The sequence below is a fragment of the Sphaerisporangium flaviroseum genome (assembly GCF_039537005.1).
Taxonomy (GTDB): Bacteria; Actinomycetota; Actinomycetes; order Streptosporangiales; family Streptosporangiaceae; genus Sphaerisporangium; species Sphaerisporangium flaviroseum.
Genome location: NZ_BAAAZR010000001.1, coordinates 491,315 through 505,002 on the forward strand (window position 1 = coordinate 491,315; position 13,688 = coordinate 505,002).

Sequence of the window (13,688 nt, forward strand, 5' to 3'; positions counted from 1 at the left end):
CCAGGTCGTTTATAGCACCCTCTACCTGCGGGATTGTCCCACTTTGATGATATTGATCCGGCGTTGATCCGACGTTGACCGGTGGGCGGAACGCTTTGAGGGTGGGCACGGAGCTTGGGGGGTTCGAGATCCGTGTCAACGTCCGGCCGGTCGTCGTTGTGAGGCGGCCGGCCGCCGCGAAGCGCCTCCGGTAGCCACCGGGCCCCCTGGCGCTGAGCAGCGGCAGACGACCGGCCGGGCACCCATAAATAAATACCCATAAACCCCATTAAAGCGTACATACGCGCCTACATCCGGAACTCCCATAGCTCCTCAGCCGAGAGCTTGAACAGGACACGGTGACCATAAGTGATCAACCACGTGTGGATGACGCGATTAGATGACGACCCCTTCTGCGGGGTACGAGAGCTAATCGCTGACCTGGTCGAGCTTCAGGAGGGCGCGCAGGTCATCGGCCTCGGGCGAGCCCAGGCGAGTGAAGATCTCCAGGGCGCGTTTGAGGCAGTCGCCGCTTCGCCGGACGCTGCCGAGCCCGGCGAGCGCCCGGCCCAGCACGGTCAGTGACAGCGCCTCCCCGTATGGGTGGCCGATCTCCTTGCTCAACGTGAGCGCCTGCTCGGCGTGCCGGGCAGCGTCCTTGTAGCGTTCGGCGGCGATGAAGGTCTCGGCGAGCCTGCAGCACACCCGCTGTTCCCACACCTTCTGGTTGCCCGCGCGGAAGAAGTCGAGACACTCGGCGTGGTGCACGACCGCCTCCGTCAGCCGGCCCACCCGGGACAGGACGATGCCGAGGTGGTAGCGCGCGCGGGCCATGCCCGCGCCGCTGCCCAGTTCCGTGAAGATCGCCAGACCGCGTTCCGCGGCGGCGATCGCCTCCTCCGGGTGTCCGAGCCCCAGATGGTCACGCGCGGAGTAGCTGGCCACCAGCGCCTCGCCGGCCGCCGCTCCGATCTCCTGGTACGCCTTGAGCGCGGAGTCGAACCAGGCCAGCGCGTCTTCGTGGCGGCGCTGCCGCCCGGCGACGACCGCCAGCGCGTTGAAGATCTCTCCGGTGACGATGCGGTCGCCGGTGATCCCCGCCAGGTCGAGCGCGGCGCGGAACTGCTCCTCGGCGTCCCTGAGCCGGTTGGCGCCGAACAGAACCCGGCCGAGCACGTACCGGGCGCGCAGTTCGCTCGACTTGTCCCCCATGGCCTGCGCGGTGGCGAGCACCGCGCCGGTACGACCGGCGAACTCGCGGACGTACGCCCCCGACTCCAGCAGCGGCTCCATGGCGACGAGCAGGTCGGCGGCGGGCAGCAGGGTTTCGGGCGTCGGGCCGGACTCGGCCGTCTGCCCGACCGCGGCGAACAGGGCCTCGGCCTCGATGGTGAGCCAGGCCACGGCCTCGTCCGCGCCCGCGAAGCTGCGGCCGGAGACGCCCGTGGACACCAGGTGGTCGGAGATGACGCTGCCCTCGTACGCGAGCCGGTGCGCCGCCTGCGCCGACGCCAGGTAGAACCCGAGCAGCCGCCGCAGCGCGAGCGCCCCCGCACTCGGGTGCTCGGTGATCTCCGCCTGCTTGCGGGCGAACAGCCGCAGCAGGTCGTGGAACCGGTAGCGGCCGGGAGCGGGCGCCTCCAGGAGGCTGACGTCGACCAGCGACTCCAGCATGTCCTCGGTCTCGGTGGTGCTGAGCGACAGGACGGCCGCGGCGGCCTGGACGGAGATGTCGGGACCGTTCGGCAGCGAGAGCAGCCGGAACGCCCGTGCCTGGCCCGGTTCGAGGTGGCCGTAACCGAGTGCGAAGGTGGCGTCCACCGCGAGGTGGCCGATGCGCATCTCGTCGAGGCGGCGGCGCTCGTCGGCGAGCCGGGGGGAGAGCGAGGCCACCGTCCACGCCGGTCTGGCCGCGAGCCTGGCCGCCACGATGCGGACGGCGAGCGGCAGGAAGCCGCAGATCGCGACCACGTCCATGGCGGCGGCCCGCTCGACGGCCACGCGTTCCGGTCCCGCGACGGCCGAGAACAGGCTCAGGGCCTCCTCGGGCTCCATGACCTCCAGGTCGATCAACCGGGCCGAGGGCAGGTCGGCCAGCTTGCCCCGGCTCGTGATGATCGCCGCGCATCCCGCCGTGCCCGGCAGCAGATGCTCCACCTGCTCGGTGTCGCGGGCGTTGTCCAGCAGGACGATCATGCGCCGGTCGGCGAGCAGCGATCGGAACAGCGCGGCGCGCTCGGCCAGGCCGTCGGGGATGACGTCGACGGGGATGCCGAGCGCGCGCAGGAACGCGGCCAGCACGGACTCGGGAGCCGTCATCTCCTCGCCGTAACCGCGCAGGTCGGCGTAGAGCTGGCCGTCGGGGAACACCTCGTGGAGTGAGTGGGCGACGTGCACGGCGAGGGTGGTCTTGCCGACCCCGCCGATGCCCGACACGGCGGCGACCGGCATGCCCTCGCTGCCGCTGACGCTGGTCAGCAGCGTGCGCAGCCGGTTGACGACCTGACGGCGTCCGGTGAAGTCGTTCACCGCGGCGGGAAGCTGCGCCGGCCGGGGCATCTCGTGCAGGACCTCGCGCTCGGCCTCCTCCGCCTCCGCTCCGGCGGCGGATCCGTCACCCGGTCTCCCCGGGCGTGCCTCGCGCCTCGGCTCCGCGCGGCGGTCGTCGTCATCGCGCCTGGACACGGGCGCTCGTACGGGCTGGGCCGGCGTCCACGCGAGCTGGGGGTCGGCGGCGAGGATGCGCTGGTGCAAGGAGGCGAGCTCGGGGCCCGGATCGATGCCGAGCTCCTCGACGAGCGCGTGCCGGGTGTCGGTGAACACGGTCAGCGCGTCCGCCTGCCGGCCCGTCCGGTAGTAGGCGAGCATGAGCTGGCCGCGCAGGCGCTCCCTCAGCGGGTGCTCGGCCGTCAGGGAGAGTAACTCGGGGATGACGTCGGCGTGCCGTCCGAGCGCCAGGTCCAGCTCCATCAGGCTCTCCATGACGCCGACGCGGCGCTCGATGAGCCTGCCTCGCTGGCTCTCGATGTACGGCCCGACGGCGCCGGCGAGCGGCTCGCCCGACCACAGGGCCAGGGCCTCGCGCACCGTGTCGGCGGCGCTCACCAGATCGCCCGCCTTGCGCTGGGCCTCGGCGTCCGCGACGCGGCGCTCGAAGACGGACAGGTCGAGGGCGCCCGCCGGGAGCCGGAGCGCGTAGCCCCGGCCCACCGATGTGAGCAGCTCAGGGCGCATGCGCGGTGAGCGTTCCGGTTCCAGCACGGCTCGCAGGCGGGAGACGTAGGTGCGCAGCGCGCCCAGCGCCCGGGGTGGAGCATCCTCCCCCCAGACCGCGTCGATCATCTCCATCGGCGTGACCGCGCGGCCCTCCCGGAGCAGCAACATGGCCAGGATGGACCTTTGCAACGGCGTGCCCAGCTCGATCTCGTGGCCGTCGAGCCATGCCTGAACCGGCCCAAGTACCGCGAAACGCAGGCCAGCCTCAGCGTCTTGACCAGCCATTTTCCGAGTTCCCCACCCTAAACAAAGTTTTGTGTCCAAATGATAGTTCCCCCGTTGCTTTCCCCCCTATGCAAGTGCGTTGACGTTAATCCGCTCGTTGATTCCACGTTGATCTGCCGTTGAACGCGCGAGCCCATGCTGATGGCAGTTGAGCGTGACCCGCTGCGGGGGCGGCCACGCACGACGCCGACACTGCGGCCGGATCCGGTGGGCGAAACCGGGTCCGGCGGGGGGCGGCTCAAGCGTCTTGCAGGCGAAGGTAAGGCCGTTGTAAGTGTCCTGCAGGCGATGGGTTCTATCACTTGGACATAAGCCCCGGAGCGCAGAGAAACCGGGGAGCCCCTCATTTCAGGAGAACCACATGCGCCGCTCGATCCGCACCATGCTCGGCATCGCCGCAGCCTCCGCCATCCTCGCAGTAGGTGTCCCCGCTGTCGCCTCCTCGGCGAGCGCGGCGACCACCACGAAGACCGCGACCGCTTCCAGTTACGACTACGACGAATACTGGGGCTATTACTACTCGAAGTACTACGACGGCTCCCGTGCCAAGGCCAAGGGCCACGTGTACGAGGACGACCACGGTCGCTTCCACGTCGAGGGCAAGCTCTACGACAAGTACTCGCCGGGCTGGCTGTGCGGCTACGTCCAGGTGAAGTTCGAGAACGAGGACGGCGACGACTCGACCTACTGGGCCAAGAAGTGTGGCTCCAGCGGTTACCGCTACTTCCACTTCTACGAGAATCACGTCGACAACATCCAGGTCCGCACCTGCTACTGGAGCAAGCACCACGAGAGCAAGAAGTACTGCGGCCGCTGGAACTACATCTACGAAGCCGACAGCCAGGAGTGATCCTGACCACTGAGCGCACGGCGGGGGAGACCTAAGGCTCCCCCGTACGGCACCCGCGGAGGCTGGGGAGCCCGCGGGGGTACCACAGGGGGGACGTCCCAGGGGCACGGGGAAAAGGCCCTTGGGACGGAACGCCGGCCAACCCGGAACCACAGGGGGGACCGGAAGATACAGGGGGAACACAGCCCGCCCGGAAGCCGAAAGGCATCCGGGCGGGCCGTTTCGTGTCACGAACCGAACAGCGAGGTCGCGCCGCTTTCACGAGGCCGAGGTGACGGCGGTCACGGGCTCGCCGGGGCCAGGGCCGGGGGCGTCCAGGCGGCGAACCATCTCCTTTCGGTGAATCCGGCGAGAGCCTCTTCCAGATGTCCGAGCGACGCCGCCACCCAGGGCAGATCGATCGGCCGCTCGCTGGACAGCGCGGCCATCCGCTGCTCCTCGCCCTCGCCGTACAGCAGGCTGGTCGCGACCCGCACGCGCAGGGTGCCGGGCGCGTCGCCGAAGACCGCACCCGGCAGCACACCCACTCCGTGCTCGTCGAGCAGGGCCGAGGCCAGCTCGCCCGAGGTGGCGAACCGCCGCAGCGGCGCGAGGTCGGGATAGAGGTAGAACCCGCCCTGCGGATACGCGACGCCGGCGCCCGCCCTGGCGAACCGGTCGGCCACCGCCCTGGCGACGACGCCGTGCAGCCTCCTGCTGGCGGCGACGCGCTCGACCAGCTCGGGCGGCTCGGTGTAGGCGTACGCCGCCGCGTGCTGCACCGGCGTGGCGGGGCAGGACCAGATCTCGGACGCCACGGCGAGCAGCCGGTCGCGGAGCGGGATCGAGGTGAGCCTGGCCACGCCGATGCGCCAGCCGCCGAGCGCGTGGCTCTTGCTCAGCCCGCTGGTGACGATGGTCCGTTCGGGTGCGATGTCGGCGGGACTGAGGAACGCCGCGCTCCGGTCGTGGACGAGGTCGCGGTAGATCTCGTCGGAGATGATCATCAGGTCGAGCTCGCGGGCGGTCTCGGCCAGGCGCCTGATGGTCTCCGGCCTCGCCAGCCTGCCCGTCGGATTGTCGGGCAGCGTCACGAGGACCGAGTTCACCGTACGGCCCTGAGCGCGGGCGCGCAGGACGGCGCCCGTCAGCTGATCCGGGTCCGGCGTCCCCCCCTCGCCGGGGGGCGCGGGTACCGGGATCGAGCGGACGCCCGCCAGGTCGGCCTGGGCCGCGTAGCTCACCCAGCTCGGCGCCGGCAGGACGATGTCGCCGCCGATCGCCGGCAGCAGCGCGTAGAGGAGGGGCTTGCTCCCGGGGCCGCAGACGACCAGCTCGGGATCGGTGGGCAGGCCGCGCCGGTCCCAGTAGCCCGCCGCCGCCTCGCGAAGGACGGCCGCGCCCGCGACGGGTCCGTAGGAGTTCTCCGGCGAGGCCTCGGCGAGGCGCTCACGCAGCGCCGGGTGGACGGGAAGACCGGCTTCTCCGAAGGCCAGGTTCAGCACCCGCTGCCCGGCGCGACGTCTTCGGGCAATTTCCTCGTTAGCTGCCAGGGTGGCCGAAAGTGTGACGTTCACGGTCATAACCTCCTAGTACTGGGGGACGTGCCCAGCTTGCTTGGGTACATCCATCAGTACAAGCGAGGCTTTTCGTGGGTGACCATAAGGAGAAGTGATGCTGGACCTCCGGCGCCTGGCCCTGCTCTGCGAGTTCGCGCGCCGAGGCAGTATCGCCGCGACCGCGACCTCGCTCGGGTACAGCGCCTCCGCGGTCTCCCAGCAGCTCGCGGCCCTGGAACGCGAGACCGGCTCGGTACTGCTGGACCGCACGTCCCGCAGCGCACAGCTGACCGAGGCGGGGCATCGTCTCGTCGAACACGCCGAGCGGATCCTCGCCATGGCCGAGACGGCCGAGTCCGATCTGTCCGCCCACGCGGCCACACCTTCGGGCCGCGTCGTGGTGACCGCCTTTCCCACAGGCGCGGTCGCGTTCGCCCCCGTGCTGGCCAGGTCGCTGCGCCGCCACACGTCACTGACGCTCCGGCTACGGCAGAGTCGCTCCGGGCGCGGCATGCGGGAGGTGCAGTCAGGCGAGGTGGACATCGCGCTGGTGGACGACTGGTACGGGGGACTGCGGGCGCGCAACACCGAGGCGTTGCGCGTCCTGCCGCTGCTGCTGGACCCGATGGTGCTGGTCGTGCCGCGGCGGCACAGGATGGCCGACCCGTCGATCCCGGTCGACCTGTGGGCGCTGCGCGACGAGCCGTGGATGGCCACCCCCGATGGCGAGCCCTCCCGGATGGGCGTGGACAGGCTGCTGTCCGACGTCGGAGGCGCTCACCCCGTGCCGTGGGAGTTCGAGGGCCTCGGAACCATACTCAGCCTGGTGGCCAAGGGCATCGGCATCGCGGCCGTTCCGGCGCTGGCCCTGGCGGCCGGGGTGCGAGGAGTGGCGGTGCGGCGGTTCCCCGGCGACCCGGTCACCCGGGAGGTGCAGGCCGTCGTCAGAACCTCGAGCGTGAACCGCCCGTCCGTGGCGGCGACGCTACGCGCGTTGCACGTGGCGGCACGCTACCTGGCCGCCGACCTGGCGCCTGTGCGCTTCTCCGCCGAATAGGGACAGGGGGTGCGGCTCCCGCCGCGGGGGACGAGCGGGAGCCGCACGAACGAGCCCGGACGGTGAACTCAGCAGTCGACCAGGTCGGGCTGCTGGTTCAGGATCTGGGAACGAGCGGTGACGAACTCCGCGTGTGCCTTCTCGGCCGCGGGGTCGAACACGGCGACACGGTGGCAGTTCTGGAAGGCGAGCCGCACGCCGAAGTGACGCTCCAGAGCGCCGCGCATCGCGTCGCTCGCCAGGCAGCGCAGGAGCTGGCCCCGCGCCGCCTCGTCGGGTGGCGGCGTGTGGTTGTCGGCGAACTCGGCACCGCTCTCCTGGCGTTGCCGCACCAGTTCGGTGATCATGGCCCAGGCGTACGGAAGGGACTCACGGACGCAGGCGAGGAACGCCTCGTCGTCGACCTCACCCGCACGTGCTTGGTCGAGGAGCTCGTTCGGAACGGTCAGCGACATTCTTGGTTCTCCTCTCGGGAGGGACGCATCCGACGTTAGGCGTCACGTCGGACTGACTCCAGGTGGCGTAAGGGGGACAGTCGCGTAGGGGCCCGGCTCTCATCCTGCGCCGACGGTGGAACGCTCACCGAAGACGAAGTCGTGGTCGATCTGCTGGAGGAGGTCTTCGCCGGTGGCCCGGTTGGCCCACGCCCGCGCGTTGCGGGTGTGGAACTCGATCGCCTGCCGGCCGAACTTCTCCCAGTCCTTCTTCTGGGCGCGCAGATGGCTCATGAGCACCGCGAGCGCCTCCTGGTTGGCGGGCTCCAGGGCGTCGAGGGTGAACGCGCGGCCCTGCTCCATGGCGCGGACGGCCGGCGAATGCTCGAGGCACACCAGCAGGTCGTCACCCACCTGCTCGCGGAGGAAGGCGACGTCGGCCTCGGAGTGGACCTTGTTGCCGATCACCGCGATCGGCACGTCGAAGTCGCGGGCGTGGTCGCGGTACTGGCGGTAGACGCTCACACCCTGCCTCGTCGGCTCGGCGACCAGGAAGGTCATGTCGAACCGGGTGAACAGCCCGGAGGCGAACGAGTCGCCGCCGGCGGTCATGTCGACGATGACGTGCTCGTCGTCCCCGTCGACCAGGTGGTTGAGGAAGAGCTCCACCGCGCCGACCTTGGAGTGGTAGCACGCGACGCCCAGGTCCTCCTCGTTGAAAGGGCCGGTGACCATCAGCTCGAAGCCCTGGACGGTCGTGGCGAACCGCTCCATGAAGAAGGGGTCGGCGACGCTCACCAGCCGGGATCCGCGGCCGGGCGGGGTCGTCTTGACCATGGACGCGGCCGAGGTGACGCGGGGGTTGTCCCCGCGGAGGTACTCCTTGATGTCGCCGATGTGGGCGCCCAGCGGCTCCGGCAGCGCCGAGGGCTCAAGCCCGAGGACCAGGCCGAGATGCTGGTTGATGTCGGCGTCGATGGCGACCACCGGGCCGCCCTGCTTGGCGGCGTACCTGGCGAACAGGGAGGACAGCGTGGTCTTGCCGCTGCCTCCCTTGCCGACGAAGGCGACTCTCATGTCTCGGATCCAATCTGATTATGAAAACCATTGCAAGTACCGAAGGCTCATGATGTCACGCGCCCGGCCGCCGGCAGGTGTTCCTCGTCAGGACATGACCGGTCCTTGCCGGAGTCCACAGGGGCAGGGGCTGGACACCTTGACCCGCGCGATGCGCCCTCCGGCACCCCTTCGCCGGCTGCCGGGCCACCCTTGACCCGAGAGCCGGGGGTCAGCTCGCTGGGGGGCGGTAGTACTTCACGATGGCGTCCATGGTGGGCTTGAGCCGGTCCCACTCGGCCCGGGTGGTGACCCAGCCGATGACGCTGATCCGGTCGCCGGAGACGACCATCCGCTGGAGCTCGTGGTAGGGCACTCCCTTGACCGCCCACGAGTGGTATCCCGGGCCGGTCCAGGTGCTCTCCCACTCGGCCACGGCCTCGCGCTTCGCGGGCACCTTCGCCAGGCGGAGCTTCCGGTACTTCCTGACCGACGCCGACAGGGACGTCTCCGCCTCCCGGAGCAGCTCCAGCGGTCCCCTGCCGCCGGCGTCGCTGACCCGTAGCTCCAGGTAGGCGGTTCCCGTGCGCTCCGACCAGGTGAAACGGTTCTGCCTGATGGTGAGCTGCCAGCCCCGCGGGACCGCGGCCTTCCAGCCCTGGCCGGCGTCGTACCACTTGAGCCGCAACCGGCTCGGGGTGGCGGACGGGGTCGCGACCGGCGTGGCGGCCGGCGCGCTGGAGGAGGACACCCCCAGTGGTGACACGCCGCCAGGCTCCGCGCTCGCGGTGCCGCCGGTCGGACGCAGGACGGCCCAGCCGCCGATCGCGCCCGCGACCACCACGGCCGCCGTCACCCCGGCGACGAGCTTCGTACGGCTCGCGTCCCGGGAGGAGCCGGAAAGGAGTTCGGAGAGCCTGGAGCGACCGGGGTCTCCGGCCACAGACCCGAGCCTCGTACGGCTCGCGCCCTTGCTGGGGGCGGAGGAGGTCGTGGTGCCGCTCTGGGTCAGGATCGCGTCGAGCAGGCCCTTGGCCTCGGAGGCGCTCATCCGCTTCGCCGGGTCCTTGGCGAGCAGGCCGGCCAGCACCGGGCGAAGCTCGGCGGGCGCCTTGGTGAGCGCGGCGTCCTGGGTGAGCAACGAGGCGAGCGGTCCCATGGTGCTGTCGAAGGGAGGACAGCCGACGACCGTGGCGTACAGCGTCGCGCCGAGCGACCACAGGTCGGCGGCCGGGGCGGCGGGCGCCCCGTCGATACGTTCGGGCGCGAGGAAGCCGGGCGATCCCACCGTGCCGCTCCGCTGGGCGTAGGGGTCGCCGAGGGAGGTTGCGATGCCGAAGTCGCTGAGCACCACGCGACCGTCGTAGCCGATGAGGATGTTGGCCGGTTTCACGTCGCGGTGCACCACCCCGGCGGAGTGCGCGACGGACAGGGCGGTGAGCACCTCGCTCGCGATCGTCGCGGCGCGGGGGACGGAGAGCGGGCCCTCGCTGCCGATCACCCGGTCGAGGGAGCGGGACGGCACGAGTTCCATGATGATCCAGGGCCGGCCGTCCTCGTCCGCCACGTCGAAGACGCCGACGATGGTGCGGTGGTTGAGCCGCGCGGCCGTCCGGGCCTCGCGAGAGGTCCGGTGGATCATCTGGAGCTGCTGACGGGAGTCGAGCCTGTGCGGGATCAGCACTTCCTTGACCGCCACCGGCCTGTCGAGCAGCGTGTCGTGCCCCTCCCAGACCATGCCCATGCCACCCTGACCCAGCGCTCGCACCAGCCGGTATCGCTTCACCACCAGCTGCCCAGGAGTTCCCATCTAGTAAGCCCCCTCGCGGGCGATAGAGCGAGAAGTCAGCAGATCGGAAGTCTTCCATAATTGTCGGCTTTGGCGCGCTCCAACCGGAGCCGCGGCGCAAGACGTATGAATGCCTCTCGTACGGGGTTCAGGAAAGAGGCGGCAGGGAGCCGGTGGCGATGTGGGCCAGCGTGATCTCGGTGAGCGTCGTGTCCTCGAAGGTCCGCAGAGCCGTCCACACGTCCGCCAGCGGCTTTGCGACCCCGGGGAACCGCTCGCTGTGGGACGGCACGCCCTCGATCACGATGATGATGTCCGCCAGCGTGATATCGGTGGCCGGCCGCGCGAGCCAGTACCCCCCGTCGGGGCCTCGCTGGCTCTCGATGAGCCCCGCGCGCCGCAACTGGAGCAGGATGTTGTCCAGGAACCTGCGAGGGATGTCCTGGGAGCTCGCGATCCGCTCGGCGGGCACGGGGCCCGGCGGAGCGGCGGCCAGCTCCGCGGCGGCCCGCAGTGCGTACTGCGTCCTGGCGGAGATCCGCATCAGCCGACGCGCTGGTCGAGCCCCCAGCGGCGCCGGAGAGCGTTGTCCGCCGCGCCGAAACACATGTCCACGACGATGCCGATGACGAGGATCACGATCATGGTGGCCAGCAGGCCGGGCGCGTCGGACAGTTCCCGGGCGTTGTCGAGTTGCTCCCCGATCGACGTCTGGTGGGCGATGATCACCAGCAGTTCGCCCGCCATCAGCGACCGCCACGCGAACGCCCATCCCTGTTTCAGTCCCGACAGGAACGACGGCAGCGAGGCGGGCAGGATGACGTGCCGGTAGAGCGCGAGGCGGCGCAGGCCGAGGATGTGCCCGGCGCGCAGCAGGATCGGCGGGGTGTAGTCCACGCCCGCGATCAGCCCGTTCGCGATGGACGGCGCCGCGCCGAGGACGACCACGAACAGGATCGCGCTCTCGCTCAGCTTGAACAGCAGGATCGCCAGCGGGAACCAGGCGATCGACGGCATGGTCTGCAATCCCGTGATCAGCGAGCCGAACGCCGCCCGCAGGGGACGGACCCGTGACACGGCCGCGCCGATGAACAGCCCGACCAGCACCGCGATGGCGAACCCGGTGACGGCCCGGCGCATCGTCACGGCCACGGCGTCGTAGAACTCCGCGTCGCCGAGGCGGGTCCACAGCTCGCCGAGGACGGTGACCGGGCCGGGGAAGACGTACTCCGGGCGCCATCCGCTGAGCACGACCAGTTGCCAGACCACGAGGACGAGCAGGATGGCCGCGATCATCGGCCAGGCTCTGGCCCAGATCCTCGCGGCCACGCCGCGCCGTTCGCGGGTGGACAGCTCCAGCGCGTCGAGACCGGCGATCTGCTGGGAGATATCGGTGGTCATGCCGGCCATCACTTCTCGCCGCCCACGCCGACGGGCCGCCGCGCCGGCCGGGCGTGGCGCAGGACCTCCTCGCGAAGCCTGTCGGTGATCCCGGCCGCCAGCTCGGCCACCTCGCCGGAGTCGGTGCGCCGGGGCCGCTGGAGCGTGACGGGGAACTCCTCGATCACCGTGCCGGGCCTGCTGCTCAGCAGGACCACGCGGTCGCCGAGGCGTACGGCCTCGCGCACGTTGTGGGTCACGAACAGCACGGACAGCTCACGCTCACGCCAGATTCGCTCCAGCTCGTCGTGGAGCAGGTCGCGCGTCATGGCGTCCAGGGCGCCGAAGGGCTCGTCCATGAGCAGCACGTCGGCATCCTGCGCGAGAGCCCTGGCGAGCGCGACCCGCTGGCGCATGCCGCCGGACAGCTCGTGCGGGCGCTTGGCCCCAAGGCCGCCCAGATGGACGGTCTCCAGGAGCTCGGCCGCCCGGGCACGGCGTTCCTTCTTCGTGGTGCTCCTGGCCGAGCTGGTCACGCGGAGCGCGAGCTCGATGTTCGCCGAGACGGTGAGCCAGGGGAACAGAGCGGGCTCCTGGAACATCATGGCGATGCGTCCACCCTGGGTGTCGATCTGCCCTGCCGTGGCGCGGTCGAGCCCGGCGACCAGGTTGAGCAGCGTGCTCTTGCCGCAGCCGGACGCGCCCAGCAGGCAGACGAACTCGCCCCTGTCCACCGACAGCGTCACGCGATCGAGGGCCAGAAGCTCCCGGCCGTACACCTTGGAGACCGCGTCCAGCCGGACCGCGGGCTCGCGCCCGTCGGCCCGGCTGGAGCGCAGCTCCTGAATCGGAGCTGTCACTTCGACTCCTCACCCAGCGGCCCGCCGGCCCGTGACCGGGAGCGCCGCGTCGACTCTTCTGACGTGCAGTGCCTGCTCACTTGTCGTTCACCGCCTGCCGGCCCTTGGCGGCCAGCACCTCGTTGAGGATGGTGAGGTCGTAGATGCCGTTCAGGTCCACCGGGTCGAGCAGGCCCACCTTCTCGGCGTGGTCGGCGCTGGTCACCAGGGAGGACGCGATGGGGTCGTTGGTGAAGGTGATGTTCTTGAACGCGCTCTCCAGCACCTCGTCCTTGAGGGGCTTGCCGGAAAGGTCCTTCAGCTCCGCGTTGATGGCCTCTTTGGCGCCGGCCGGGTCGGACTCGATGTAGGCGTTCGACTCGACGTGCGCCTCGATCAGCTTCTTCACCAGGTCCGGGTGCTCCTTGAGGAACTCCTGCCTGACGATGAGGTGCGTGATCACGAACTGCTTGTTCGGCCACAGGTCGGCCTCGGTGATCAGGGTCTTGCCCTTGCTCTCCTGGATCATGCGGCTCGCGAAGGGCTCCGGCACCCAGGCGCCGTCGATGTCACCGGTGGCGAAGGTCTGCAGCGTCTGGGCGTTCTCCTGGGGCACGATCGAGACGTCGCCGCCGCCCTTGGTGTCGGTCTTGAGGCCCTTCTCCTGGAGCCAGTAGCGCAGCGCGACGTCCTGGGTGTTGCCGAGCTGCGGTGTGGCGATCTTCTTGCCCTTGAGGTCGGCGACGCCGTTGATCTCCGGCTTGACGACGAGGTACACCCCGCCGGACGCCGCACCGGCGACGATCTTGATGGCCTGGCCCTTGGACTTCGACCAGGCGTTGATCGCCGGGTTCGGTCCGATGTAGGTGGCGTCGACGGCGTCCGAGAAGATCGCCTCGGTGGCGGCGGGCCCGGCGTTGAAGGTGGCGGTCTTCAGCGTCACGCCGCTGCCGAGCGCCTTGGCGAAGAAGCCCTTCTTCACTCCGACCAGGGCCGTGGAGTGGGTGATGTTCGGGAAGAAGCCGAGGCGGACCTCGGTCTTGGCGCCGTCGCCGCCGGAGGCGCCGTCCCCGCTCCCGCCCCCGCCGCAGGCCGCCGCGAGGGCCGTCACCGCGACCACGGCCAGCGCCGCCGTCATCCCCCGGAGCCTGCGAACCCTCATTGCCACTCCCTAATTCCTACTTAATAAGTCGGTTGGGTGTATAAGACGATATACCGAGCGTGGTGTCAAGCCGGGGTGACGAGGCGAGCACGCGTCGTTACCG

General features: G+C 70.2%; 11 protein-coding genes. 2 read left to right on the plus strand and 9 right to left on the minus strand.

Features of this window, described 5'->3' with window-relative positions; all coding sequences use genetic code 11:
• Positions 1 to 408 precede the first annotated feature (408 nt).
• Positions 409 to 3,480, minus strand: a complete 3,072-nt coding sequence (locus ABD810_RS02470) for an AfsR/SARP family transcriptional regulator (protein ID WP_344933637.1) — start codon at positions 3,478 to 3,480, stop codon at positions 409 to 411.
• Between the two features lie 361 nt (positions 3,481 to 3,841).
• On the opposite strand from ABD810_RS02470, the gene ABD810_RS02475 reads away from it, so the two are divergent.
• Positions 3,842 to 4,330 carry a hypothetical protein gene (locus ABD810_RS02475; protein WP_344933640.1) on the plus strand — a complete coding sequence of 163 codons (489 nt, stop codon included), beginning with the start codon at positions 3,842 to 3,844 and terminating at the stop codon, positions 4,328 to 4,330.
• 281 nt (positions 4,331 to 4,611) lie between these two features.
• Here ABD810_RS02475 and ABD810_RS02480 read toward each other — a convergent pair whose 3' ends face one another.
• On the minus strand, positions 4,612 to 5,886 hold the full coding sequence (locus ABD810_RS02480) for a pyridoxal phosphate-dependent aminotransferase (RefSeq protein WP_344933643.1): 1,275 nt from the start codon (positions 5,884 to 5,886) through the stop codon (positions 4,612 to 4,614).
• A gap of 97 nt (positions 5,887 to 5,983) precedes the next feature.
• On the opposite strand from ABD810_RS02480, the gene ABD810_RS02485 reads away from it, so the two are divergent.
• Positions 5,984 to 6,925 (plus strand): LysR family transcriptional regulator, encoded by a 942-nt coding sequence (locus ABD810_RS02485; RefSeq protein WP_344933646.1) that lies wholly within the window; start codon positions 5,984 to 5,986, stop codon positions 6,923 to 6,925.
• Positions 6,926 to 6,993: 68 nt separating this feature from the next.
• Here the strand turns inward: ABD810_RS02485 and ABD810_RS02490 are convergent, their stop codons facing one another.
• From ABD810_RS02490 to ABD810_RS02520, 7 genes are all read right to left on the minus strand, one after another.
• On the minus strand, positions 6,994 to 7,380 hold the full coding sequence (locus ABD810_RS02490) for an SCO5389 family protein (RefSeq protein WP_344933649.1): 387 nt from the start codon (positions 7,378 to 7,380) through the stop codon (positions 6,994 to 6,996).
• A 99-nt stretch (positions 7,381 to 7,479) separates the two neighbouring features.
• Entirely contained in the window at positions 7,480 to 8,436 is a 957-nt protein-coding gene (locus ABD810_RS02495) for an ATP-binding protein (RefSeq protein WP_344933652.1), read from the minus strand.
• A gap of 211 nt (positions 8,437 to 8,647) precedes the next feature.
• Positions 8,648 to 10,225 carry a serine/threonine-protein kinase gene (locus tag ABD810_RS02500; protein ID WP_344933655.1) on the minus strand — a complete coding sequence of 526 codons (1,578 nt, stop codon included), beginning with the start codon at positions 10,223 to 10,225 and terminating at the stop codon, positions 8,648 to 8,650.
• 127 nt (positions 10,226 to 10,352) lie between these two features.
• Positions 10,353 to 10,748 (minus strand): RrF2 family transcriptional regulator, encoded by a 396-nt coding sequence (locus ABD810_RS02505; RefSeq protein ID WP_344933658.1) that lies wholly within the window; start codon positions 10,746 to 10,748, stop codon positions 10,353 to 10,355.
• Entirely contained in the window at positions 10,748 to 11,605 is an 858-nt protein-coding gene (locus tag ABD810_RS02510; RefSeq protein ID WP_344933661.1) for an ABC transporter permease, read from the minus strand. The genes ABD810_RS02505 and ABD810_RS02510 overlap by 1 nt, the downstream gene beginning before the upstream one ends.
• Before the next feature lie 8 nt (positions 11,606 to 11,613).
• A complete protein-coding gene (locus ABD810_RS02515) occupies positions 11,614 to 12,444 on the minus strand; it encodes an ABC transporter ATP-binding protein (RefSeq protein WP_344933663.1) in 831 nt (276 codons plus the stop codon).
• A 76-nt stretch (positions 12,445 to 12,520) separates the two neighbouring features.
• Positions 12,521 to 13,585 (minus strand): ABC transporter substrate-binding protein, encoded by a 1,065-nt coding sequence (locus tag ABD810_RS02520; protein WP_344933665.1) that lies wholly within the window; start codon positions 13,583 to 13,585, stop codon positions 12,521 to 12,523.
• Positions 13,586 to 13,688 lie beyond the last annotated feature (103 nt).

Excerpts from the sequence above, each read along its gene's own strand:
- ABD810_RS02490 (WP_344933649.1), bottom strand. The coding sequence starts at position 7,380 with ATGTCGCTGACCGTTCCGAACGAGCTCCTCGACCAAGCACGTGCGGGT.
- ABD810_RS02510 (WP_344933661.1), bottom strand. The coding sequence starts at position 11,605 with ATGACCACCGATATCTCCCAGCAGATCGCCGGTCTCGACGCGCTGGAG.
- ABD810_RS02495 (WP_344933652.1), bottom strand. The coding sequence starts at position 8,436 with ATGAGAGTCGCCTTCGTCGGCAAGGGAGGCAGCGGCAAGACCACGCTG.
- ABD810_RS02470 (WP_344933637.1), bottom strand. The coding sequence starts at position 3,480 with ATGGCTGGTCAAGACGCTGAGGCTGGCCTGCGTTTCGCGGTACTTGGG.
- ABD810_RS02475 (WP_344933640.1), top strand. The coding sequence starts at position 3,842 with ATGCGCCGCTCGATCCGCACCATGCTCGGCATCGCCGCAGCCTCCGCC.
- ABD810_RS02485 (WP_344933646.1), top strand. The coding sequence starts at position 5,984 with ATGCTGGACCTCCGGCGCCTGGCCCTGCTCTGCGAGTTCGCGCGCCGA.
- ABD810_RS02520 (WP_344933665.1), bottom strand. The coding sequence starts at position 13,585 with ATGAGGGTTCGCAGGCTCCGGGGGATGACGGCGGCGCTGGCCGTGGTC.
- ABD810_RS02500 (WP_344933655.1), bottom strand. The coding sequence starts at position 10,225 with ATGGGAACTCCTGGGCAGCTGGTGGTGAAGCGATACCGGCTGGTGCGA.
- ABD810_RS02505 (WP_344933658.1), bottom strand. The coding sequence starts at position 10,748 with ATGCGGATCTCCGCCAGGACGCAGTACGCACTGCGGGCCGCCGCGGAG.